The sequence below is a fragment of the Mesorhizobium silamurunense genome, from assembly GCF_014843905.1.
GTDB lineage: Bacteria > Pseudomonadota > Alphaproteobacteria > Rhizobiales > Rhizobiaceae > Mesorhizobium > Mesorhizobium silamurunense.
Genome location: NZ_LPVS01000078.1, coordinates 14,174 through 38,441 on the forward strand (window position 1 = coordinate 14,174; position 24,268 = coordinate 38,441).

Consider the following 24,268-nt stretch of genomic DNA (forward strand, 5'->3'; position numbering starts at 1 on the left):
TCTCATCTGGTGCGTTAGTGGCCGGTTGCTATATAGCCGACCACCCACACGATCCGAAAGCGGTGCCGGACCTTATGTGCGCATCTTTTCGCCGCTCGGGTCGAAGGGTGGCTCGACATTGATGCGGGCCGGGCGGCGATGGCCGAGGATCTCGATCTCGAACAGGCCGGCGCTCTCGTCTTCCGCGAGGGCCGCCGGCACATAGCCTTGCGCCATCGACTTCTGCACGTAATGCGCATAGCCGCCCGAGGTCACCCAGCCGACGACGCGCCATTCGCCGTCGACGATGCCGCGTACGGCCGAAGCGCCTTCCGCGGCCTTGGAGCCACGCACTTCCTTGCCGGTCTCATCGAAGCGCGGCGCACCGTAGCCATGCGGCTTTTCCACCGTGCCGTAGTCCTTGCTGACCTTGGCCCAGATCGGCTCGTCGCCCATCACGTCGGCGTCGGCAGCATCGACGATGAAGGAGACGCGGCGCAGCTTCGGCCCTTGCGCCTGCTCCTTGGCAGCTGCTTCGCGGCCGATGAAGTCGTTCTTCTCCAGCTTGATGAAGCGGTCCATCGAACCTTCGAACGGCCCATAGATCGGCCGCAACTCGCGGAACCAGGTCGGGAAGTTCTTCTCCAGGCGCATCGACAGCAGCGCGCGCATACCGAAATCGACGAGACCGAATTCCTCGCCGGCTTCCTTGATCGCCTTGTAGACCAGGCGCTGATAGGCCGGCGCCATCCAGATCTCGTAGCCGAGGTCGCCGGTGTAGGTGATGCGGTTGACCATGCAGGGCGCTCCGCCGACCGCCATCTCGCGGAAATCCATGAAGCGGAAGGCTTTGGTGGAAACGTCGACATCGACCAGCTTCTGCAAAAGGTCGCGCGATTTGGGGCCCGCAATCGACAGGCCCACCAGCGTCTGGTCGAAGCGATGGATGCGCACCGATCCGTCCTTCGGCAGATGCTTCTCGAACCAGCGCATATGGTATTTCTGCGCGGCCGACGAGCCCCAGATCATGAAGCTGTCGTCGCCTGATTTGGCGATGGTGAAGTCGCCGATCAGCTTGCCGAATTCGTTGACCATCGGCGTCAGCACGATGCGGCCGGTCTTCGGCATGCGGTTGGTCATCAGCCGGTTGAGGAAATCCTCCGCGCCCGGGCCGGACACCTCGTATTTGGCGAAGTTGGCGATCTCGGTCACGCCGACCTTCTCGCGCGTCGCGCGCACTTCCTCGCCGATCGGACCGAAATCGTTGGAGCGATGGAACGAGACGATGTCCTTCGGCTCGGTGCCCTTGGGCGCGAACCAGAGCGGGGTTTCCAGACCCCAGCTGTCACCCATGACGGCGTTGTTGGCGAGCATGGTGTCGTAGAGCGGCGTCGTCTGCGCCGGACGGGCGGCAGGCAGTTCCTCGTTCGGGAAGCGGATCGAGAAGCGCCGCGAATAGTTCTCGCGCACCTTGGCGTTGGTGTAGCGCAGGCTCGCCCATTCGCCGAAGCGGGCGACGTCCATGCCCCAGACGTCGAAGCCCGGATCGCCATGCACCATCCAGTTGGACAGCGCGAGGCCGACGCCGCCGCCCTGGCTGAAGCCGGCCATGACGGCGCAGGCGCACCAGAAATTGGTCAGGCCCTGCACCGGGCCGACCAGCGGGTTGCCGTCGAGCGCGAAGGTGAAGGGGCCATTGATGATCTGCTTGATGCCGGCCTTCTCGATGCCGGGGAAGTGCTTGAAGCCGATCTCCAGCGACGGCGCGATGCGGTCGATGTCGGGCTGCAGCAGTTCATGGCCGAAATCCCAGGGCGTGTTGACCGGCGACCACGGCTTGCAGGCCTTCTCATAAGTGCCGAGCAGGATGCCGTTGCGCTCCTGGCGAGTGTAGATCTCGCCCTTGAAGTCGAGCACGCCGATCATCTCGCGGCCAGTCGACTTGTTGAATTCCTCGACCTCCGGCATCGGCTCGGTGAGCAGGTACATGTGCTCCATCGCCAGCACCGGCAGCTCGACACCGACCATGCGTCCGATCTCGCGCGCCCACAGGCCGCCGCAATTGACGACATGCTCGGCGTGGACCGTGCCCTGCTCGGTGACGACGTTCCAGGTGGCGTCAGGCTGTTGCGTCAAGTCGACGACACGGTTGCGCAGCACGATCTCGGCGCCGAGTTTCTTCGCCGCCTTGGAATAGGCGATGGTGGTGCCGGAGGGGTCGAGATGGCCCTCGACCGGGTCCCACATGGCGCCGACAAAATTCTTCTCGTCCATCAGCGGAAACATCGCCTTGGCTTCCGAAGGCGTGATCAGCTCGGTGTCCATGCCGAGATAACGGCCCTTGGCGTGGGCAAGCCGCAGGAAGTCCATGCGCTCGGGCGTATCCGCCATCATCACGCCGCCGGTCAGATGCAGCGAGCACGACTGGCCGGAAAGCTCCTCGATCTCCTTGTAGAGCTGGACGGTGTAGGCCTGCAACTTGGCGACGTTCGGATCCCCGTTCAGCGTATGGAAGCCGCCCGCCGCATGCCAGGACGAGCCGGAGGTCAATTCCGAACGCTCGATCAGCATGATGTCGGTCCAGCCGGCCTTGGCGAGATGATAGAGCACCGAGCAGCCGACGACGCCGCCGCCTATGACAACCGCTTTTACGTGGGATTTCATGAAGATAGGTCCGTTTTTGTAGAGACTGAGTCGGGTGAGCAGGGTCCCCCCTCCGGAGGGAGAGGAAGGGGGCCGGTTGGAATAAGCTCACGCCCTTCCTCTACCCCGTCGATCGGGGGAGAGGTGTCGAGCGAAGCTCGACGGAGTGGGGGTCGACTATTCATCAGCCCAATACAGATGATCAGAAGTCGGTCGGCGCGCCGCCTTCGGCGCGGCGCTTGTCGACGAAGTCGTTGAGCTCCTCGCGGACGGCCGGGTCCATATAGGGCTCTTCGTAGGCGGCCAGGCGCTCCTTCCATACCTTGTTGGTCCGCTCCAGCGCCGTCGGCGAGCCGGCTTCGACCCAGGTCTCGAAGTTGCGCCAGTCGGAAACGATCGGCGAGTAGAAGGCGGTCTTGTAGCGTTCCTGCGTGTGCTGGGTACCGAAGAAATGGCCGCCCGGGCCGACCGACTGGATGGCGTTGAAGCCGAGCGCATCCTCGGAGAGGTCGAGCGGGGTGAGGAACTCGGCCACCATCTGCAAAAGATCGATGTCGAGAATGGTCTTTTCGTAGGAACAGCGCAGGCCGCCTTCCAGCCAGCCCGCCCCGTGCATCATCAGATTGCCGCCGCCCTGGATGGCGCCCCAGAGCGAGAAGACGCTTTCATAGGCGGCCTGCGCATCGACCGTGTTGGCGGCGCAGGTGTTGGACGTGCGGTAGGGAATTTGATAGCGGCGGGCGAGCTGCCCGCCGACGAGCTGCGCCTTCATATATTCGGGCGTGCCGAAGGCCGGCGCGCCCGACTTCATGTCGACGTTGGAGGTGAAGCCGCCATAGCCGACCGGCGCGCCCTTCTTCACCATCTGCGCGAAGGCGATGCCCGAGAGCGCCTCGGCGTTCTGCTGCACCAGCGCGCCGGCGACGGTGACGGGCGCCATGGCGCCGGAGAGCGTGAATGGTGTCACGATCACGGCCTGGCCCATGCTCGCCATCTGGATGATGCCTTCCATCATAGGCACGTCGAGCTTGAGCGGCGAATTGGTGTTGATGATGGTGAAGACCGACGGCTCCTGCATCAGCTGCTCGCGGCTGATGCCGCGGGCGATGCGGGCGATCTCGATGCCGTCGACATTGCGTTCCTTGCCGAGCGAATAGATGTGGAAGACCTTGTCGGTCAGCGTGGCGAGGTCGCGGATGCATTCGAGATGCCGGACCGAGGGATGGATGTCGATCGGCTCGACCGGATAGCCGCCGGTGCACTGCAGGATGTTGTGCATCTGCGCCAGGCGCAGGAAGTTGCGGTAGTCGGCCTGGTTGCCGGGCCGCCGGCCGCGATCGAGGTCGGAGCAATTGGGCGCCGAGGCCATCATCGAAAGGATGACGTTGTTGCCGCCGAAGCGCAGATTGTGCGCGGGATTGCGGGCGTGGAGCGTGAATTCGGGCGGGCAGTGCGCAATGAGCTCGAGGATCATGTCGCTGTCGAAGCGTACGCGCTCGCTGACTTCACGCACATCGGCGCCATGCGCCTTCATGATGCGGCGGGCTTCCTCATGCAGAACGTCGACGCCGATCTCCCTGAGCACGCGCAGCGAGGCGATGTGGATCGATTCCAGCTCGTCGTCGGAGACGAACTTCGTCGGCGTCAGCGGGTTCTTCAACTGGCGGAAAGCAGGCTGCTCGAAGGTAGCCGATCCGCCGGCACGCTTTCCCGCACGGCCGCCGCGGCGGGCGCGATCGGTTGCCAATGCCGGTTCGGCAGGATGAAGGGCGGCAGTCATGAGAAGCCTCGTGAGAATGCGAAAGTGGCCGGCATAATGGACCGGCGGCAATGCCGCCGGTAAGGAGGCGGCGACCACTAGGGCGAGGGAAGCGACATGACGGAAGGGCAACCAGCTGACCCCGGTCTGCTAACCCAGTCTCAGGCAGCGCTGCTCTTGAATGTTCGCGCCGCGAACGCGATGTAGGCAGGGCCTGCCAGACGACATCCCGGAGACCCGTATGACCACCCCGATGACCAGAACCCAGCCCGAATTTGCGGCCAAGGATCCTTTCCTGTGGCTGGAAGACCGCAACGGCAAGGAAGCGCTCGACTGGGTTCATCGCCAGAATGCGGTGACGGTCGCCGAGTTGCAGGGCGATCCTTCATACCAGCAGGCATTCGAGACCGCGCTCGACCTGATGACCGCCGAGGACAATATCCCGGTCGGGGCCGCACTTGCCGGCCATGTCTACAATTTCTGGCAGGACAAGACCAATGCGCTGGGCCTTTGGCGTCGCACGCCGGCTGCGTCCTACAAGACCGATAAGCCGGACTGGGAAACGATCATCGACTTCGACCAGCTCTCCGCCAAGGAAGGCGTGAAATGGGTGTTCGGCGGGGCGAGCCGGCTCTATCCCGATTTCGACCTCTGCCTGCTCTCCATGTCGCCGGACGGCGGCGACGCCAGCGAGATGCGCGAGTTCGACATCGCGACGAAATCATTCGTCGATGACGGGTTTCGGGCGCCGGCTTCGAAGTCGGGCTTTTCCTGGCTGGACAAGGACACGGTGATCGTCTCGGCGGCGTTCGAGGAAGAAGACAAAACCCAGTCCGGCTATCCGCGCGTGATCAAGCTCTGGCGGCGCGGCACGAAGCTGGAAGACGCAACGCCGATTTTCGAGGCCGGGAAGGAGGACCTTGCTGTCGGCGGCGGCGTCGAATTCGACGGCGACAAGCGGCACGTGCTGCTGGGCAGAACGATCGACTTCTTCACCTCGCACAGTTTCCTGTGGCTCGCTTCGGGCGAGAACCGGCGCATCCCGCTACCCGATGATGCCACCGACACGGCGATCTTCAAAGGACAGCTCGTCTTCAGCGTTCGTAGCGCTTGGATGGCGCCCGACGGCACGCGCTGCCTGCCCGACGGGCTCTACTCGGTGGATTTCGACCACTGGATCGACACCGGCACGTTCGGACCTTTCGAAACCTTGCTCGAACCGGCGCACCGCGTCTCTATCGCCGGCCTCGCCAGGACGCAGGACCGGCTGTTCATCAACCTGATGGACAATGTGCGCGGCAAGGTCGTCGTTTGCGATCGCATCGACAATCGTTGGTCGCTGAAGTCGGTCGGCCTGCCTGACAACGGCAATGTCGGCATCAGCCATGCCGAACATTTCGGCTCCAGCGTCTCCTTCTCCTTCACCGATTTCCTGACGCCGAGCTCGATCATCTGGTCGGACGACAATGGCGAGGCACTGGCAACCGTGAAGGCGCAGCCGGCCAGATTCGACGCTTCGCCTTACGTTTCCGAGCGGTTCGAGGCGCGCTCGAAGGATGGCACGATGATCCCCTATTTCGTCGTCAGGCGGAGGGATCAGAAAGGGCCGGTGCCGGCGCTGCTTTACGGTTACGGTGGTTTCGAAGTGCCGCTGCTGCCCGGCTATGCCGGCATTCGCGGCAGGCTCTGGCTGGACAGGGGCAACGCCTATGTGCAGGCCAATATCCGCGGCGGCGGCGAGTTCGGCCCGGCCTGGCACCAGGCGGCCCTCAAGGGCAAGCGCCAGAAGGCCTTCGACGATTTCGCGGCGGTGGCCGAGGATGTGGTCAGGCGCGGCATCACCACGGCTGCCCAGCTCGGCATTCAAGGAGGTTCGAATGGCGGCCTGCTCACCGGTGTGTCGCTGACGCAGCGACCGGAGCTGTTCGGCGCCGTCATCATCGATGTACCGTTGCTCGACATGCTGCGCTACACCGAATTGCCGCCCGGCGCTTCCTGGATCGCCGAATATGGCGATCCCTCGAAGCCGGACGAGGCGGCCTGGCTTGGCGCCTATTCGCCCTATCAGCGTGTCGCGGCGGAGGTTGCCTATCCGCCCGTGCTGTTGATGACTTCGACCGCCGACGACCGCGTCCATCCCGGCCATGCGCGCAAGATGGCGGCGCGGCTGCAGGCCGCCAGTCACGGCAAGACGCTGTTCTTCGAGGAAACCGAAGGCGGCCATGGCGGGCGCGGCGATCGCCGTCCGCAGGCGGCGCAAACGGCGATGCGCTATGTCTTTCTGCAGCGGGCGCTTGCCGGTGTAGCTTGAATTTGTGGCCGTTGGCGGCTTAATGTGCCGCCATGGTCCGCATCAGCACTTCAGGCGCCTTCGGGGTCGCGGTGACGCCGTCACCGCGCACGCTGCGTGCCGAGCTTTTGCGGCTATGCGCCCGCATCGGCTATTCGCCGCCCCGTTTCCTCTGACGAATCCGCCCCGGCTGCTGCCGGATTGATTCAAGAGGAAAGATCAAACCAATGACCTATCAGAACTATTCGCTGAAGCAGCTTCAGCAGATCGATGCCGCACATCACCTTCACCCCTTCACCGACCACAAGGAACTGCGCGAGGCAGGCTCGCGCATCATTACCCGCGCCGACGGCCCTTTCATCTACGATTCCGAAGGAGCGGAAATCCTCGACGGCATGGCGGGCCTCTGGTGCGTCAATGTCGGCTATGGCCGCGACGAGCTGGCGGATGCCGCCTATGCCCAGATGAAGGAACTGCCTTACTACAACTCCTTCTTCAAATGTTCGACGCCGACGCCGGTGCTGTTGTCGAAGAAGCTGGCGGAGCTTGCGCCCAAGCATGTCAGCCAGGTCTTCTACGGCTCGTCCGGCTCGGAGGCCAACGACACCGCGCTGCGGCTCGTGCGCCACTACTGGGCGCTGGAAGGCAAGCCCGAGAAGAACCGCATCATCTCGCGCAAGATGGGCTATCACGGCTCGACGATCGCCGGCACCTCGCTCGGCGGCATGGAGCCGATGCACAAGCAGCTCGGCGGCGCCGTGCCCAACATCGTCCACGTCATGATGCCCTATGCCTATGAGCTCGCGCTGCCCGGCGAAAGCGACCATGATTTCGGCATCCGCGCGGCAAAGGCGGTCGAGGACGCGATCCTCGAAGCCGGCGCCGACAAGGTCGCCGCCTTCATCGGCGAGCCGGTGATGGGCGCCGGCGGTGTGAAAATCCCGCCGATGAGCTATTGGCCGGAGGTGCAGCGCATCTGCCGCAAATACGATGTGCTCCTGATGCTGGACGAGGTCATCACCGGCTATGGCCGCACCGGCGAATGGTTCGCGGCCCAGACCTTCGACGTGGAACCCGACACCATCACCACCGCCAAGGCGCTGACCTCCGGCTATCAGCCCCTGTCGGCGCTCCTGGTCGGCGACCGCATCAGCAAGACGCTGGTCGAGCAGGGCGGCGAGTTCTACCACGGCTACACCTATTCCGGTCATCCGGTGGCCTGCGCGGTGGCGCTGAAGAACCTCGAGATCATCGAGCGCGAGGGCCTGGTCGATCGCGTCAGGAACGACACCGGTCCCTACTTCGCGCAAGCGCTGCAGGAACGCATCGCCGGCCACAGGCTGGTCGGCGAGGTGCGCTCGATCGGCCTGATGGGGGCGATCGAGATCGTCAAGGACAAGGCGACCAAGGAACGCTACCTGCCGTCGGGAAGTGCTGCTGTGGTCGTGCGCGACCACGCGATCTCGCAAGGCATGATGCTGCGCGCCACCGGCGACACGATGATACTGTCGCCACCGCTGATCTGGACGCGCGACACAATCGACATGGCCTGCGAGCGCATCGCCAAGGCGCTCGACCTCGCCGAGGTGGATCTGCGGAAGCGATAACCAATGCGCCTGGGCGCCCTTCCACAAGGGCGCCCAGAGATCCGAATTCAGCAGTGCAGCGTGGCCAGTCCGAAACGCAAAAACCGCGTCCCAAAGGGAACGCGGCTTTGCCAGATACGCATGGCGTTTCGCTACAAGAGACTTGCGAAACTTACGGGCTCCGGTACGCGAGACCTGATCCGGAGCGCCGGGCGGTTGCGATGTCCGCCTCGCAGTCCGTTTTAAAGGCACATCGTTACCGGTGCGTTATCGAGAGCTTAAGCAAATCTAAATTTGCCGGCTTTCTGTCGAAAAAATCCGCTAATAACCCTTTGAAAGCCGGCATTTAGTTTTTATCGCCGCGGAGGAAATTTATGATGCCGGAAAAATCGACGCCGGCATTCCCTTGCGCGTTGAACAGTCCGTAGAGTTGCGTCGCCTCGGCGCCCAACGGCGTCACCGCGCCGGCGCTTTGCGCGGCTTCCTGCGACAATTTCAGGTCCTTCAGCATCAGCGCCGCTGCAAAACCTGGCTTGTAGTCGCGGTTGGCGGGTGAAGCCGGAACGGGGCCCGGCACCGGGCAATAGGTGGTGAGCGACCAGCACTGGCCGGAGGAGGTGGAGGCGACGTCGAACAGCGCCTGATGCGAGAGGCCGAGCTTTTCGGCGAGCACGAAGGCTTCGGCTACGCCGATCATCGAGATGCCGAGGATCATGTTGTTGCAGATCTTGGCGGCCTGGCCGGCGCCGTCGCCGCCGCAATGAACGATGCGGCCGGCCATCGGCTTCAGGATCGGCTCGGCAGCGGCAAATGCCGCGTCCGAGCCGCCGGCCATGAAGGTGAGCGTGCCGGCCGCGGCGCCGCCGGTGCCGCCGGAGACCGGCGCGTCGATCGACGGCAGGCCATGCTTGGCTGCGATCGCGTGAGCCTTGCGCGCCGATTCGACATCGATGGTCGAGGAATCGATGAGCAGCGCGCCTTTCTTGGCCTTCGGCGCAATGTCCTCGTAGACCGACAGCACATGCTTGCCAGCGGGAAGCATGGTGATGACGACATCGGCGTCCTTCACCGCTGCGACTGCGTTGGCCATCACAGTGACGCCGTGCTCTTTCGCTACCGTCAAGTTCTCGGGAACGAGATCGAAGCCCAGCACGGCATGGCCCGCCTTGACCAGGTTGGCGGCCATCGGATTGCCCATATTGCCGAGGCCGATGAAGGCGATGGTTGCCATCGTTTTCTCCCGAATTGTTACCGTCAGCGGCCGATCAGCGTGCGTGCGATGATGACGCGCATGATCTCGTTGGTGCCTTCGAGGATCTGGTGGACGCGCAGGTCTCGCACCAGCTTCTCGATGCCGTAGTCGTGCAGGTAGCCATAACCGCCATGCAGTTGCAGCGCCTGGTTGGCGACGTCGAAGCCGATATCGGTGACGAAGCGCTTGGCCATCGCCGACCATTTGCCGGCATCGGGCGCCTTGCGGTCGAGCTTCGCGGCGGCGGCGTAGAGGAAGATGCGGGCGGCCTGCAGCTCCGTCTCCATGTCTGCCAGCCTGAACTGCAGCGCCTGGAACTGGTTGATCTTCGAGCCGAAAGCCTTGCGCTCGGCGGTATAGGCAAGCGCCTCGTCGAGCGCCGACTGCGCGCCGCCCAGCGAGCAGGCGGCGATATTCAGCCGGCCGCCGTCGAGCCCGGCCATGGCAATGCCGAAACCGGCGCCTTCGCCGGCGAGCAGGTTCTCGGCCGGCACCTTACAATCCTCGAAGATCACCTGACGGGTCGACTGCATGTGCCAGCCCATCTTGTGTTCGTTGGCGCCGAAGGAAAGGCCGGGCGCATCCTTCGGCACGACGAGGGTCGAAATGCCTTTCGGCCCGTCGCCGCCGGTGCGCGCCATCACGACATAGAGATCGCTGTCGCCGGCGCCGGAGATGAACTGCTTGGCGCCGTTCAAGACATAGTCGTCGCCTGTCTTCACCGCCCGCATCTTCAGCGCCGCGGCATCCGAGCCTGAACCTGGCTCGGTCAGGCAATAGCTTGCCAGCCATTCCATCGAGGTCAGCTTCGGCAGGAAGCGCTGGCGCTGCTCGTCGCTGGCGAAGCGGTCGATCATCGAGGCCGCCATGTTGTGGATCGAGATGAAGGAGGAGAAGGCCGGATCGGCGTGGGCGAGCGCTTCGAAGATCAGAACCGCATCGAGGCGGCCGAGCGCCGAGCCGCCAACATCGTCGCGGACATAGATGCCGCCGAGCCCGAGCGGCCCGGTCTCGCGGATCACATCGGCGGGGAAGTGCTTTGCCCGGTCCCAGTCGAGCGCGTTCGGCGCCACGCGATCGGCCGCGAAAGCCTGAGCCATCTCCTGGATGGCGCGCTGTTCCTCTGTGAGTTCGAATTGGCCAGTGCCCGCATCGACTGCCGCGTCCATGGCGTGCTCCCTGTCGTTTCAGGCCTTATGGCCTGTCGTTTTTGGCTTTGCGCGCCGTTCAATCTAGACCAATGATGCCGCCGCGCAACCCGGCCCCCTGCGGACCGGCTGTGCATGGAATGATCAACGGAGCCTTGCGTGCCGACAGTCTTCGATCAGTTGCTGGACCGGTTCCACTTCTATCTCGCCGGCGTCGACAGCGATCTGGTCGCGGACGCGGTCGCGTGCATTGATTGGCACATGCCCTTTCGCCCGCTCAAACCGCACACTCTCGACTGCCTTCGCCATCTCGATCGCATCGCGGAACTTGCGCCGCGGGACGCCAAGCCGTTGACGCAATTCGTGGCCGAGCATCGGGACGAGCTGCGCTGGGGGCAGACCTATACCGCTTCCGATTTCGGCCAGGCCTTCATCGACAATTATGGCTGGCTGGAAGTGTTCGGCACGCGCGGGCATTTCGTCAATGACGCGATCGCGGCCGGTTTGCTGATCCTTGGGCCCGGCATCGTCTACCCCGACCATCATCACATCGCCGAGGAGGTCTATATTCCGCTGACCGGCGGCACGGAATGGCGCATGGGCGAGGGCGGTTTTCACGTTCGTGCGGCCGGCGAGGTCGTCCACCACGCGTCCGACGTCAGCCACGCCATGCGCACCGGCAAGGAACCGTTGATGGCGCTGTATATCTGGCGCGGCGGACCGCTGGCGCAGAAGTCGATCATCGGCTCGGAGGGCGGGAACTGATGGCCAAAGCGATCATGCTGCAGGGCACCGGCTCGGATGTCGGCAAGACCGTGCTGGTGGCGGGGCTCTGCCGCGCGGCGCAGAACCGCGGATTGAAGGTCAGGCCGTTCAAGCCGCAGAACATGTCGAACAACGCCGCCGTCGCCGACATTCCGGGCGACAACAGGACGGGCGGCGGCGAGATCGGCCGTGGGCAATGGCTGCAGGCGCTGGCCTGCGGGGTTAGGCCGACCGTGCACATGAACCCCGTGCTGCTCAAGCCGCAGAGCGATATCGGCTCGCAGGTGGTGGTGCAGGGCAAGGTGTTCGGCGAGGCGCGGGCACGCGATTACCAGGCAATGAAGGGCCGGCTGATGGATGCGGTGCTGGAGTCCTGGGCGAAGGTCGGCGAGGGCGCCGACCTCGTCATCGTCGAAGGCGCCGGCTCGCCGGCCGAGATCAATCTCCGCAGCCACGACATCGCCAATATGGGCTTTGCGACGCGCGCCAACTTGCCGGTGATCCTGGTCGGCGACATCGACCGCGGCGGCGTCATCGCCTCGGTCGCCGGCACGCATCTGATCCTGCCGGAGGAAGACCGGTGCATGATCGCCGGCTATCTCATCAACAAGTTCCGTGGCGACGTCTCCCTGTTCGACGAGGGCATAAGCGCAATCAACAAATTCACCGGCTGGCGCTGCTTTGGCGTCGTGCCCTGGCTGAAGGCGGCTGCGCGCCTGCCGTCCGAGGATTCGGTCGTGCTAGAGCGTCTCGCCTCCGGCGAGAGGCAGGCGCTGAAAGTGGCAGTGCCGATGCTGGCCCGCATCGCCAATTTCGACGATCTCGACCCGCTCAAGGCCGAGCCCCAGGTCGAGGTGGTGTTCGTGCCGCCGGGCAAGAAGCTGCCGGAGGATGCGGGGCTGGTGGTCATCCCGGGCTCGAAGTCGACGATCGGCGATCTGATAAAATTCCGCGAGAACGGCTGGGATCGCGACCTCATCGCCCATCGCAAGCGCGGCGGCCATGTGGTCGGCATCTGCGGCGGCTATCAGATGCTGGGCCGGAGGGTAACCGATCCAGACGGTATCGAAGGCAGTGTCAGGGAAGTGGAAGGCCTCGGCCTGCTCGACATCGAAACGGTGATGGAGCCGGAAAAGACGGTGCGCAATTCAAACGCCCGTTCGGTGCAGTTCGGCTTGCCGCTCGAGGGCTACGAGATCCATCTCGGCCGCACCACCGGTCCGGATACGGCGAGGCCATCGGCGATCATCAACGGCGTCGAGGATGGCGCGGTGTCGGCCGACGGCAAGGTGATCGGCACCTATCTGCACGGGCTGTTTTCGGCGGATGCCTTCCGCGCCGCCTATCTGGAGAGCCTTGGCGTCAGAAGCGGTGGCATCGACTACCGCGCCGAGGTCGAGAAGGCGCTGGACGAGGTCGCGGCCGAGCTGGAGGCCCATCTCGACTGCGACGCCATCTTTGATCTCGCGCGCTGAGATTCAGGCTTTCTCCCCGGCCTTGGGCCAATAGGTGCCGAAGGACCAGACATTGCCTTCCGGGTCGAGGCAGGTGAACTCGCGGCTGCCGTAGTCGCGGTCGACCAGTTCCTGAATGATTTTGGCGCCGGCTTTCTTGGCCTTGGCATAGGCGGCATCGGCGTCGTTGACGGCAATGTAGATCGACTTGCCGCCACCGCCGCCAGGCTCCCCGACCATCTTGCCGTAATCGTCGTCGCGGGCCGTGCCCAGCATGATCATCGAGGAACCGAAGGTGAGCTCGGCGTGATGGACGACATCGCCTTCGCCGTAGCGGGCGCGTGTTTCGAAGCCGAAGGCGTCGCATAGCCAGTCGATCATCTTGGCCGCGTTCCTGTAGCGCAAGGCGGGATAAATACGTGGTGCTTCCGTTGCCGTGGGCATGACAAACTCCCTGGTGACTTGATGGAAGCCAGCCTCGGGCAAAAGCGTTCCGGTGTCTTGAAGAAATGTTACCTGCCGCAGACAGCACCCTAGAGCGGTTCGCGTTTCGGAAACGCCGAACCGCTCTATCTCTTTGTTTTTACGCAATTCCGGACGGAAAACCGTTTCACACTTTTCCTGGAATTGCTCTAAGCCAGCGCGGCGAGCGTGGTCGGTGTTTCGCCGGCGAGCTGGCGGAATTCGTGCACGAGATGCGCCTGGTCGGCATAGCCGCAATCGGCGGCGATGCCGGCCCAGTCGTCTTCCTGCCGCTTCGATAGCGAAAGCGCGCGGTTGAAGCGCACGATGCGGGACAACGTCTTCGGGCCGATGCCGATCGCGTCGGAGAATTTTGCCGCGAGGTGCTTGCGGCTCCAGCCGAGTTCTTCGGCAAGCGCCGAAATCCGGGTGCGGCCGCCCGATGCGATGAGCGTCCTGTAGGCCCAGGCGACTTCGGTCGAATGCGCATTCGCCTCCGCAAGCCGGTTGGTGATGAAGCCCTCGGCAATGGCAAAGCGCGTGTCCCAATCCGGTGCTTCGCCAAGCCGTTCTCGCAATGCAATGCCCTCGAAGCCCAGCGCATCGTCGAGGCCAACCATGCGGTCCCGCAGCTCGCTCATCGGCACGCCGAAGAACTGCCTGGCGCCGAGCGGCGTGAAATTGACCTGGACACAGCAGGAGCCGCCGAAGGATTCGATCACGACAGGACCGGCATAGAGGCCGGCGGCGAAGCTGGCGAAACGGTCGTTGTCGCCTGGGTCGCGGCCGAGCCCGATGGCGAAGGCCTCGGCGAAGCTGATCACCAGCGGCACGGTCAGCGAGGCATATTCGACGATGCGGAAATGGCCGAGACATATCTCGCGGTAGCCGCAGATATCGGTGACAATGCCTGCGAGCGAGGCGGCGGGCTCGCGCCGGACCATCTCGAAATGGAGGGCTGGGGACCGATTGTCTTGTCGATGGCGCTCTGTCTCGTCGGACATCGGTTGAGCCTAGCAGACCATGCCCTCAAATCAAAAGCGCCCGGCGGGGCCGGGCGCTTCGAGTTGCCAGAGATTGCCTAAAGCGGTTCACGCAATTCCGGACGGAAACCGCTACACACTTTTCCTGGAATTGCTTTCAGGCGCCGCGCATCAGGCAACCGGCGGCGAGCACGATATAGGCGATGAGCATGATCCACACCGCCGCAAGAGGAATGAACGCAAGCAGGCCAAGAGCGGCGAGAAGGCCGATGATGGCGATGACCAACGAAATAATGAACACGATTTGGGTAGGTGCACTGAGATTCATGTCTGGTCCCTCCAACATGATTCGCAACACCCGAATTCTACCAGCAGGGGCGTCACACACCAATTAGCTGGCGTAGGGGATTGGTTGGATCGGCCAGGAGCTTGACCGCCAGCGCCACGCACACGACCACCAGCAGCGGCTTGATCAGTTTCGCGCCGATCTTGATGGCGAGGCTCGCGCCAAGGCGTGCGCCGAGGAACTGCGCCACGCCCATCATCAGACCGATCTTCCAGTCGATGACGCCGACGGCGGCGAAGACGACGAAGCCGCCGATGTTGGAGGCGAAGTTGAGAAGCTTGGTGTGCGCGGTCGCCTTGAGCAGACCGTAGCCGGCAAGGGTGACGAAGGCGAGCATAAGGAATGAGCCCGTGCCTGGGCCGAACAGACCATCGTACAAGCCGATGGCAGGCACAATCGTAAGCCCGAACAGAAGCGGAGACAGGCGTTCTGCGCGGTCGACGTCGTTCATGTTGGGTTTGAACGCGAAGTAGAGAGCGATCGCGATCAGGAGAACCGGCAAGAGGGCGCGCAGGAAATCGCCGGGCACGACCGTCGCCAGCAGGGCGCCGATGGCACCGCCGACAAGGGCCAGCAGCGCGGAAGGCAGTTGCCGACGCAGATCGACCTGGCCATTCGCGGCATAGTGGATCGTGGCCGAGCCGGAGCCGAACATGCCCTGCAGCTTGTTAGTGCCGAGCGCTGCGACCGGCGAAAAGCCCGCCAGAAGCAGTGCCGGGATGGTGATCAGGCCGCCGCCGCCGGCGATCGAATCGACGAAGCCGGCCGCGAAAGCGGCAGCAGTGAGTATGAGGACAGTCTGCAGCGTAAGGTCGATCATCGGCTGTGGATCAAGGCGAGGGGGAGCCGCAGCTTCCATCATGCCTGCCCAGTTTGCGCAAGACCGATTCCACGCTAGATCGGTTCACCGTTTCACGGAAACGCCGAACCGCTCTATTTCTTTGTTCTCACGCAATTCCGGACGGAAAACCGCTTCACACTTTTCCTGGAATTGCTCTAACAATCAGACCGGAAACGCAAAGGGAGGCTTATGGCGATGGCGCTGCTCGACCAGATACGCTCGATCTTCGACGGCGACCCGGGCGTTCGCAAGGTCGCGGACGATCCGGTGCTGTCGGCGGAGCTTTTGATGCTGTTCCGCATGATCCTGGCCGACGGCTCGGTCTCGGAGAGCGAGATGGTCGCCTTCCGGCGCATCTGCAAGGAAGCCTTCGGCATTCCCGAAGCCTCGATCGACAGCGTCATCGAATATCTCAACGACTACGGCTACGAGACCAACGGCTCGCAAGCGATCGCGCTGTTCCGCGACCTCGATGTCGAGCGGCGCAAGCTGCTTGCGCGCCATATGGCAGAGATCGCCAAGGCGGATTCAAAGTTGGCCGAGAGCGAAGTGAAGCTGCTGCGTCGCACGCTCGACCTGCTCGACATCAGCCCCGTCGACGTCGTTAAGCCGGAGAGCTGAAAGGCGCCGCTCACCCCTGTTCCTGCATACGCCGCGCGATCGCGCGGTGAAGGTCGGGCGCAGCCGCGACCAGCGCCTGCGTGGCTTCCGAGCGCGGGCTGTCGAGCACCTCGGCCGTCCTGCCTCGCTCGACGATCTTGCCTTCATGCATGACCAGCACCTCGTCGGACATGGCGCGGGCAACCGTCAGGTCGTGCGTGATGAAGAGCCAGCACCTCGTCGGACATGGCGCGGGCAACCGTCAGGTCGTGCGTGATGAAGAGGTAGGCGATGCCGAGCTTCTGATTGAGCTCGGCGAAGAGGTCGAGGATCTGGGCGCGGATCGAGACATCCAACGCCGAGACCGGCTCGTCGGCCACCACCAGCTTCGGGCGGGTGATGATGGCGCGGGCGATCGACAGGCGCTGGCGCTGGCCGCCAGAGAATTCATGGGGATACTTGTCCATGTCGCGCCGGCCGAGCCCGACTTCGTCGAGCGCATGCGCGACCATCTCGCGGCGCTCGATCCTGGCCGGTTGCTTCTCCAAAAGATGCAGCGGCTCGGCCACCAGTCTCTCGACCTTCTGGCGCGGGTCGAAGGAGCCGTAGGGGTCCTGGAACACCACCTGCATGTCGCGCCGGGCCGGCCTCAACACTGCCTCCGCCTTGCCGGTGATGGTCTCGCCGCGAAACCGGATCGCGCCGGCCGTCGGCTTGTCCAGCGCCAGGATCATACGGGCAAGGGTGGACTTGCCGCAGCCGGAACGGCCGACGAGGGCCACCGATTGGGCTGGCTCGATGGTCAGCGAGACGTCGTCGACGGCACGGATCGGCTCTGCCGGTCTGAACAACGATTTGCGCCGGCCCGGATAATCCCGGCTGATGCTTTCGACCTCGAGCAAGGGCTTTGCCGAACCGGCAGGGTGCGTTTTAGGCCGCGCCGGCACATGCATGGAAGCCAGCGCCAGCTCACGCGTGTAAGGATGCGACTGCTTCGACAGCGTGCGGGCGGTGTCGCCGGCCTCCATCACCTCGCCGTGGCGCAGGATGGTCAGGCGATCGGCCATCTCGGTCACCACCGCGAGGTCGTGCGAGATGAGCAGCAGGCCCATGCGGTTTTCGCTTACGAGGTCGCGCAGCAGGTCGAGGATCTGCGCCTGCAGCACCACGTCGAGCGCCGTCGTCGGCTCGTCGGCGATCAAGAGCTTGGGCTTCAGCGCGCAGGCAATGGCGATGACGACGCGCTGGCGCTGGCCGCCGGACAGTTCATGCGGGTAGCGCGACAGCGGGAATTTTGCTTCCGGCAGGCCGACGCGGTCGAGCATTTTGCGCGCGCGTTCCTCAGCCTCGGCGCGGCCAGCCTTGGTGTGCCAGCGAATGCCTTCGGCCACCTGCTCGCCGATCGTCTTGACCGGATTGAGCGCCGTCATCGGCTCCTGGAAAACCATGCCGATATCGTCGCCGCGCAGCGCGCACATCTGATCCTCGCTCGCGCCGAGGATGTCGATGCCGTCAAAGGCGACGCGCCCATCGGCGCGCGCCAGATGCGGCAGAAGCCGCATCACGGTCAGCGCCGTCATCGACTTGCCGGAGCCGGATTCGCCGACCAAGCCGACCACTTCGCCGGGCGCGATGGCGAGGTCCACGGCTTTGAGGATCGGCGTCTCGCCGATGACAAGCGACAGGTTCTCGATCTCGAGCAGGCTCATCGCTGCCGCCGTGATTTCGGGTCGAGGATGTCGGCGATGCCGTCGCCGAGCAGGTTGAGCCCAAGCACGGTGATGACGATCGCCATGCCGGGAAAGATCGCCATCCAGGGCGCCGTCACCATGCGGGTCTGGGCGTCGAACAGCATGCGGCCCCAGCTCGGCATCGGCGGCTGTGCGCCGAGGCCAACATACGACAGCCCGGCTTCGGCGAGGATGCCGAGCGCGAACTGGATCGTGCCCTGGACCAGCAGCAGCGTGGCGATGTTTGGCAGGATGTGCTCGACGGTGATCTCAGTCATGCCCTTGCCGGCGGCGCGCGCGGCGAGGATGAACTCGCGCGGCCAGATCGCCAGCGCGCCGGCGCGAGCGACGCGCGCGAAGACCGGTATGTTGAAGATGCCGATGGCGATGATGGCGTTGACGGCGCCGGGGCCGAAGATGGCGGTGATCATGATCGCCGAAAGCAGCGCCGGGAATGCGAAGACGAGATCGTTGATGCGCATCAGCGCCTCGTCGGCAATGCCGCCGCGCGCCGCTGCGAAGGCGCCGAGCGGCACGCCGACGCCCATGCCGATGCCGACCGCGACCAGCGCCACGGCGATCGAGTTGCGCGCGCCGACCATGATCATCGACAGGATGTCGCGGCCGAAATGGTCGGTGCCGAACCAATGAGCCCACGACGGCGCCTGCGTCTTGTCGGCGATCACCAGTTTGGTGACGTCATAGGGCGTCCAGACAAAGGAGAGCAGCGCAATCGCGGCCACCAGCAGCGTGATGGCGAAGCCGACCAGGAACGAGCGGTTGCGGAAGGCCTTGGCCAGAACCCCGGCAAGCGTTTCCTCGGGCAGGTCGACGCGCATCGTCATTGCCGGCCCCTGAGCCGCGGATCAACGACCGCATAGGAGAAGTCGACAAGTAAGTTGACGGCGATCACGGCGGCGACCAAGAGCATCACCACGCTTTCGACGACGATCAGGTCGCGCTGGGTGATGGCCTGGAACACCAGCCGGCCGAGCCCCGGCAGGTAGAAGACATTCTCGATGATGATAGTACCGGCAAGCAGGAAGGCGAATTGCAGGCCGAGGATGGTCAGCACCGGGATCATGGCGTTGCGCAATGCATGACGCCAGAGCACCGCGCGGTAGGGCAGGCCCTTGGCGCGGGCGGTGCGGATATAGTCCTCGTTGAGCACCTCGATCAGCGCCGAGCGGGCGACGCGCGCCAGGATCGCCGCTTGCGGCAGGGCCAGCGCGACGGCCGGCAGCAGCAGCGACTTCACCGCCGGCCAGGCTCCGGCGCCCCAGCCGGGAAAGCCGCCGGCCGGCACCAACCGCAGCCAGACGGCGAAGAGGTAGATCAGCATCAGCGCGAACCAGAAGTTCGGCACGGCGACGCCGAGCTGGGCGGCGCCCATGGCAAGCGCGTCGCCGGCACGGCCTTGCCGGCTGGCGGAGAAAAGGCCGACCGGAATGGCGATGACGGTCGACAGCGCCAGCGCGATCAGCGCCAGCGGCAGAGAAACCACAACGCGCTCACGCACGAGATCGATGACGGGAACCGAGTAAGTGTAGGAGCGGCCGAAATCGAGACTGAGCAGCCCGCCAGCCCAATGCAGGTAGCGCAGGGCGAGCGGCGCGTTCAGTCCCATCTGGTTGCGCAGCAGCTCGATCTGGTCGGCGCTGGCGTTGAAGCCGAGCATCAGGCGCGCCGGGTCGCCGGGCAAAATCTCCATCACCGCAAACACCACCATCGAAGCCAGCACGAGCGTGACGGCCGCGATGATGAAGCGCTTGAGGAGGTAGGCGGTCATGGGAGGCGATCAGGCGATCGCGGCGGCCGTCAGTCCGTCCACTTCACCTTGGTGAGGTCGTTGGCCTGGATCGGCGCGTTCTCCCACAGGCCTTGCAGGTTGGCGTCCCAGACACCGACCTTCGGCAGCTCGTAGAGGAAGCCGACCACGGCGTCGTCGGCGAGGATCTTCTGCGCCTCTCCCAGCAGCTCTTTCCGCTTCGCTTCGTCCGAGGTCAGGTTGAGCTTGGCGATGATGGCGTCGAAGGCCGGGTTGTCGTAATTGAAGTAATAGTCCTTGCGCGAATAGATATCGATGTCGTTGGGCTCGGTGTGGGAGACGATGGTGAGATCGTAGTCTTTCTTGGTGAAGACCTGATCCAGCCATTGCGCCCATTCCACGGGCACGATCTCCAGGTCGATGCCGATCTCGCGAAGCTCGGAGGCGATGATCTCGCCGCCAAGCCGCGCGTAGGAAGGCGGCGGCAGCTTCAGCGTCGCCTTGAAGCCTTTTTCGAGACCGGCCTCCTTCAGCAGTTCCTTCGCCTTGTCGACATTGTGCGGATAGAGGCCGGTGAGGTCGACATAGTCCTTGTTGGCGGGCGACATATGCGAGCCGATCGGCACGCCGAGGCCCGCCGAGGCGCCGTCGATGATCGCCTTGCGGTCGAGCGCGAAGGAGATCGCCTGCCTGACCTGCAGCTTGTCGAAGGGCGGCTTCTTGTTGTTGATCGCCAGGATGGTCTCGCCCTCGGTCGAGCCGATCACCACATGGAAGCGCGGATCGTCCTTGACCTGGGAGACGCTGTCGGGATCGAAGAAGGGGAAGGCCTGGATGTCGCCGGAAAGCAGCGCCGGCACGGCAGCGGCCGCGTCCGGCACGATACGGAACTCGACCTTGTCGAGGAAGACCGGGGCGCCCCAGTAATTGTCCGATTTCACCAAGGTGATCGACGAACCCTTGGCCCAGCCCTGGAATTTGAAGGGACCGGTGCCGATCGGCTTTTCCTTGTTGGTATCGGCCGATTTCGGCGACACGATCACCGCGTCGCCCCAGCCCATATTGTAGAGGAAGGAGCCTTGCGGGTTCTTCAGCGTGACCTTCACGGTCGCCGGATCGACGACGTCGACCTTGTCGATCTGCGCGAACAGGCCCTTCTGAGCGTTGACCGAATTGTCGGCGCGGGCGCGGTCGAGCGAGAATTTCACGTCGTCGGCGCCGAAGTCGCTGCCGTCGTGGAATTTCACGCCGGTATGCAGCTTGAAGGTGTAGGTCTTGCCGTCATCCGAGATGGTCCAGCTTTCGGCAAGGTCGGGCAGCACCTCGCCGTTCGGGCCGATGCGGGTGAGACCTTCGAAGACATTGGCATAGAGCACCTCGTCGATGGCGGCGGCGGCACCCGCGGTCGGGTCGAGATGCGGGGGTTCGAGCGGAATGCCGATGACGAGGTCGGCGCGCGCCGCAAATGCCGACGTGGCGGCAGCGAATGTCAGCACGGCCGCGGCGAAAATGGTCTTCCACAATTTCATCGCTGAACTCCCATTTGCTCAAAACATGCTCAAGCCAGCGGATAGAAGCGTGATTTGGCCTGTGAGTAAATTGCGTTTCGTGCTGCCGGGCAGCACCGGGGGAAATGTTTTTCCGGATCAGCCGGTCGTTCCGCGCAGCAGCACGTTGAGGCCGATCGCCATTACCTTGGCCGATTCCACCATGTCGGCGATACCCACCCATTCGTCCGGCCGATGGGCGAGATCGAGGATGCCGGGGCCGTAGGCGATGCAGTCGTAGATATGGCCGATGCGGGCGACGTGCTTCTGGTCGTAGGTGCCGGGCGAGATCACGTATTCGGGCTCGCGGTCGAAGATCGCCATGATGCCTTGCGCGACGGCCTTGACCACAGGCGCGTCGCGCTCGGTCATCAGCGGCAGGACTTCCATCAGGTCGCGGATCTCGTAGTCGAATTTTTTGCGCTCGCGCTTCAGCCGATCGAGGATGCCGGTGACTTCGCCCTTGACGGTGGCGAGGTCCTCCTCGAGCAGGAAGCGGCGGTCGATGGTCAGCCGGCAGGAATCCGGCACGTTGGGCGAGGGCAGTCCGGGGCGGAAGTCCTCGGTCTGTCCGCCATGGATGGAATTGATGTTCATGGTCGAACGCCGGGCGCCCTCGGGCACGACCGGCATGCGCGTCACCTTGCGGTCGAGCGCCGGGAACAGCTCGTCCTCGAAGGCCTGCAGCACGGCGCCCATATGGCGCACCGCATTGTCGCCGAGGAACGGCATCGAGCCATGCGCGATCTCGCCCTTGGTCTCGATCTCCGCCCACCAGACGCCGCGATGGCCGAGGCAGATGCGGTCCTTGTTGAGCGGCTCCGGGATGATGACGTGGTCGACCTTCGGCCTGGAGAAATAGCCGAGCTTCGCCAGATGGGCGACGCCGCCGAAACCGCCGGACTCCTCGTCGACCGTGCCAGATATTTCGATGGCGCCGGGAAACTCGGGATAGACCTTCATGAAAGCTTCCGCGGCGATGACCGAGGCGGCGAGCCCGCCTTTCATGTCGCAGGCGCCGCGACCGTAGACCCGGCCGTCCTTCACCAAGCCGGCGAAAGGATCGACGGTCCAGCCTTCGCCGGCCCCGACCACGTCGATATGCGAGTTGAAATGCACACAGGCGCCGGGCGAGCGGCCGTCGAAGCGGGCGACGACGTTGACGCGCGGGTAGCGGTTGGTATCGCCGGGCGCGCCTTCGGCGCGGATGAACTCGGTCTCGAAGCCGAGCTTTTCCAGCCGCGCGCCGAGATATTCGGCGCATGGCCGGTAGGCCTCGCCGGGTGGATTGACGGTCGGAAAGCGGATCAGGTCGGCGGTCAGCGCGACCAGGTCGTCGACCCGGTCATCGACGGCCCGAAGGAGTCGTTCGTTCATCCGGCGGATTGAAAAAGCAATGCGGCGCTTTTGCAAGCCGCCTTTCGCCGGTTGCCGGACAATGATTGAGGCAGGCTCACAGGTTAAACCGTCGAGAGCGCGTGGTGTGCCAGCAACCATGGCGGGAAAATCGTTCAAATTCGCCGCGTCGGATTGGCGGTTTCGTCAACGAGTGTGTGGTACTTAACGCACCTGCCGGCAAAATGATGGAAAAGACCACGTGATGGCAGGGGCAATCGAAGGGGTTTGATCGCATGAAAAAGTCCGTTCTCATGGCAGCCGTGCTGGCAACCGCGTTGCTCGGCACGTCGATCGCAAGTCGGGCGGCCGCGCTGGTGGCCAGTATCGACGTTTCCACTCAGACGATGACCGTCAGCAAATATGGTCAGGTGCTCTACCGATGGAACGTATCTACCGCGCGCAGGGGCTACTTCACGCCGCGCGGCAGCTACCGGCCGCAGTGGACCGCGCGGATGTGGTACTCGCGCAAGTACGACAATTCGCCGATGCCGTATTCGGTGTTCTTCCGCGGCGGCTACGCCATCCATGGCACCGGCGCCGTGAAGTATCTCGGGCGTCCGGCCTCGCATGGCTGCGTGCGCCTGCACACAGCCAATGCCGCAACCTTCTATTCGATGGTGAAGGAAGCCGGCTACGGCAACACGCGGATCGTCGTCACCGACTGAAACGGGCCGGAGAGGGCGCCGAAAGTCGCAGGCAGGAATTGCTGCCTGCGCGCCTGCTCCGTTCGGGCGTTGCAGCAATGCCTCACATGCTTCGAAAAACAACGGCTTATACTACCGTAAGGAGTGCCGAATCTGGTTTGTATGACACGGCCGTGGTAATTACGACGCGTTAATTCTGGCTGCTTGGGGACTATGATGTATCGATTTCTTTTGAGTGCTGCGATCGCGGCAACGGCAACTTCGGCTTTCGCTGCCGACACGCCGGTTGTTCTGGACCAGGAACTGGCCCAGCCGCATATATCAGGTTATGGCGAAGTTTATCTCGGCGGTATCTATTTCGCGACTCCCGGGGACGATGCAGACGGCACGACTGCCGGTGGCGCCGCTCGTATCAATTTCCCGATCGACGCCCGCTGGAACATCCAGACCGACGCCGTTATCGATTCGCTTTGGATCGAAGGCACGAACATCTACAGCTACGGCGGCGCGATCCATGGCTACTGGCGCGATCCAAGCTCATATGCCCTCGGCGGCTTTGCCACGATCAACGGATATGGCGGCGACGAGTTTGTAAGTGATGCCGATCTGTATACTTTCACGGTCGGTCCCGAAGCGCAGGCTTATTTCGGCAATGTGACCCTCTACGGCCAAGTCTACTACGGCCAGTTGCGTGCAAGCGGCGAGTCCGAGCATCTCGACAATTGGGGCGGCCGCGGTGTGGTGCGCTACTTTGCCCAGGATGACCTTCGGTTTGACGGCGAACTTGGCTTTTCGAGACTCTCGGAGAGTGGCGTGCACTTCGATACGGTTAGCGCGGCACTCCAGGCCACCTATAGGTTTTCAGGCACGCCATGGTCCGTATTCGGACGTTACCAGCTGGATCACGTGACTTTCTCCGAAGCGTCGGGCAGCGTGAACATCCACAAATATGTGGTCGGGCTGCGCGCAAGCTTCGGCTCGGATACGCTGCTCTCGGAAGACCGCAATGGCGCCACCATGGATACGTATCGACCCAACTTTACGGTGCCGTTCCTCTAGGATTGTTCAGCCAG

At 63.8% G+C, this 24,268-nt stretch carries 20 protein-coding genes and 1 pseudogene; 8 read left to right on the forward strand and 13 right to left on the reverse strand.

Annotated elements, in window-relative coordinates:
• Positions 1-72: 72 nt before the first annotated feature.
• Together AU465_RS22215 and AU465_RS22220 are read right to left on the reverse strand one after the other, a co-directional pair.
• Complete coding sequence (locus AU465_RS22215) at positions 73-2,643, reverse strand: GcvT family protein (protein WP_192253019.1); 2,571 nt, start codon at positions 2,641-2,643, stop codon at positions 73-75.
• A 181-nt stretch (positions 2,644-2,824) separates the two neighbouring features.
• Positions 2,825-4,402 carry a trimethylamine methyltransferase family protein gene (locus tag AU465_RS22220; protein WP_192253022.1) on the reverse strand — a complete coding sequence of 526 codons (1,578 nt, stop codon included), beginning with the start codon at positions 4,400-4,402 and terminating at the stop codon, positions 2,825-2,827.
• A gap of 220 nt (positions 4,403-4,622) precedes the next feature.
• Here AU465_RS22220 and AU465_RS22225 point away from each other — a divergent pair, with 220 nt between their 5' ends.
• From AU465_RS22225 to AU465_RS22235, 3 genes are read left to right on the forward strand one after another with little or no spacing between them, the layout of a single operon-like run.
• Positions 4,623-6,692, forward strand: a complete 2,070-nt coding sequence (locus AU465_RS22225; protein ID WP_192253025.1) for a prolyl oligopeptidase family serine peptidase — start codon at positions 4,623-4,625, stop codon at positions 6,690-6,692.
• Positions 6,693-6,724: 32 nt separating this feature from the next.
• A complete protein-coding gene (locus AU465_RS22230) occupies positions 6,725-6,847 on the forward strand; it encodes a capsid protein (protein ID WP_066999731.1) in 123 nt (40 codons plus the stop codon).
• A 51-nt stretch (positions 6,848-6,898) separates the two neighbouring features.
• Positions 6,899-8,278 (forward strand): aspartate aminotransferase family protein, encoded by a 1,380-nt coding sequence (locus tag AU465_RS22235; protein ID WP_192253028.1) that lies wholly within the window; start codon positions 6,899-6,901, stop codon positions 8,276-8,278.
• Between the two features lie 325 nt (positions 8,279-8,603).
• Here the strand turns inward: AU465_RS22235 and mmsB are convergent, their stop codons facing one another.
• Positions 8,604-9,515, reverse strand: a complete 912-nt coding sequence (mmsB, locus tag AU465_RS22240; protein WP_376774881.1) for a 3-hydroxyisobutyrate dehydrogenase — start codon at positions 9,513-9,515, stop codon at positions 8,604-8,606.
• Positions 9,512-10,678, reverse strand: coding sequence for an isobutyryl-CoA dehydrogenase (locus AU465_RS22245; protein WP_192253034.1), 1,167 nt, complete (start codon positions 10,676-10,678; stop codon positions 9,512-9,514). Before AU465_RS22245 ends, mmsB begins: the two co-directional genes overlap by 4 nt.
• A gap of 138 nt (positions 10,679-10,816) precedes the next feature.
• Here AU465_RS22245 and AU465_RS22250 point away from each other — a divergent pair, with 138 nt between their 5' ends.
• Positions 10,817-11,422, forward strand: a complete 606-nt coding sequence (locus AU465_RS22250) for a dimethylsulfonioproprionate lyase family protein (protein ID WP_192253037.1) — start codon at positions 10,817-10,819, stop codon at positions 11,420-11,422.
• Positions 11,422-12,897 (forward strand): cobyric acid synthase, encoded by a 1,476-nt coding sequence (locus AU465_RS22255; RefSeq protein ID WP_192253039.1) that lies wholly within the window; start codon positions 11,422-11,424, stop codon positions 12,895-12,897. Before AU465_RS22250 ends, AU465_RS22255 begins: the two co-directional genes overlap by 1 nt.
• Before the next feature lie 3 nt (positions 12,898-12,900).
• On the opposite strand, the gene AU465_RS22260 is transcribed toward AU465_RS22255, so the two are convergent.
• The 4 genes from AU465_RS22260 to AU465_RS22275 all read right to left on the reverse strand — a co-directional run bounded on the left by AU465_RS22260 (position 12,901) and on the right by AU465_RS22275 (position 15,487).
• Complete coding sequence (locus tag AU465_RS22260; protein WP_192253042.1) at positions 12,901-13,320, reverse strand: VOC family protein; 420 nt, start codon at positions 13,318-13,320, stop codon at positions 12,901-12,903.
• A 188-nt stretch (positions 13,321-13,508) separates the two neighbouring features.
• Positions 13,509-14,342: a helix-turn-helix domain-containing protein gene (locus AU465_RS22265; protein ID WP_192253045.1), complete on the reverse strand. Its 834-nt coding sequence runs from the start codon at positions 14,340-14,342 to the stop codon at positions 13,509-13,511.
• 136 nt (positions 14,343-14,478) lie between these two features.
• Positions 14,479-14,649 carry a hypothetical protein gene (locus AU465_RS22270; protein ID WP_126093321.1) on the reverse strand — a complete coding sequence of 57 codons (171 nt, stop codon included), beginning with the start codon at positions 14,647-14,649 and terminating at the stop codon, positions 14,479-14,481.
• A gap of 52 nt (positions 14,650-14,701) precedes the next feature.
• Complete coding sequence (locus AU465_RS22275) at positions 14,702-15,487, reverse strand: TSUP family transporter (RefSeq protein WP_192253048.1); 786 nt, start codon at positions 15,485-15,487, stop codon at positions 14,702-14,704.
• A gap of 210 nt (positions 15,488-15,697) precedes the next feature.
• Here AU465_RS22275 and AU465_RS22280 point away from each other — a divergent pair, with 210 nt between their 5' ends.
• Positions 15,698-16,129, forward strand: a complete 432-nt coding sequence (locus AU465_RS22280) for a TerB family tellurite resistance protein (RefSeq protein WP_126088709.1) — start codon at positions 15,698-15,700, stop codon at positions 16,127-16,129.
• 10 nt (positions 16,130-16,139) lie between these two features.
• On the opposite strand, the pseudogene AU465_RS22285 reads toward AU465_RS22280, so the two are convergent.
• The 5 genes and pseudogenes from AU465_RS22285 to AU465_RS22305 form a co-directional block, all read right to left on the reverse strand.
• Positions 16,140-17,817: pseudogene (locus AU465_RS22285) on the reverse strand (ABC transporter ATP-binding protein).
• Positions 17,814-18,683, reverse strand: a complete 870-nt coding sequence (locus AU465_RS22290) for an ABC transporter permease (protein ID WP_192253051.1) — start codon at positions 18,681-18,683, stop codon at positions 17,814-17,816. Before AU465_RS22290 ends, AU465_RS22285 begins: the two are co-directional and overlap by 4 nt.
• Positions 18,680-19,627: an ABC transporter permease gene (locus AU465_RS22295; protein WP_192253054.1), complete on the reverse strand. Its 948-nt coding sequence runs from the start codon at positions 19,625-19,627 to the stop codon at positions 18,680-18,682. The genes AU465_RS22290 and AU465_RS22295 overlap by 4 nt, the downstream gene beginning before the upstream one ends.
• Positions 19,628-19,656: 29 nt before the next feature.
• Positions 19,657-21,135, reverse strand: a complete 1,479-nt coding sequence (locus tag AU465_RS22300; protein ID WP_192253057.1) for an ABC transporter substrate-binding protein — start codon at positions 21,133-21,135, stop codon at positions 19,657-19,659.
• Between the two features lie 117 nt (positions 21,136-21,252).
• On the reverse strand, positions 21,253-22,530 hold the full coding sequence (locus tag AU465_RS22305; protein WP_192253060.1) for an acetylornithine deacetylase/succinyl-diaminopimelate desuccinylase family protein: 1,278 nt from the start codon (positions 22,528-22,530) through the stop codon (positions 21,253-21,255).
• Between the two features lie 254 nt (positions 22,531-22,784).
• Here AU465_RS22305 and AU465_RS22310 point away from each other — a divergent pair, with 254 nt between their 5' ends.
• Both AU465_RS22310 and AU465_RS22315 read left to right on the forward strand, forming a co-directional pair.
• Positions 22,785-23,216: a L,D-transpeptidase gene (locus AU465_RS22310; RefSeq protein WP_192253063.1), complete on the forward strand. Its 432-nt coding sequence runs from the start codon at positions 22,785-22,787 to the stop codon at positions 23,214-23,216.
• Between the two features lie 195 nt (positions 23,217-23,411).
• Positions 23,412-24,254 carry a hypothetical protein gene (locus AU465_RS22315; protein ID WP_192253066.1) on the forward strand — a complete coding sequence of 281 codons (843 nt, stop codon included), beginning with the start codon at positions 23,412-23,414 and terminating at the stop codon, positions 24,252-24,254.
• The last annotated feature ends 14 nt before the right edge of the window (positions 24,255-24,268 follow it).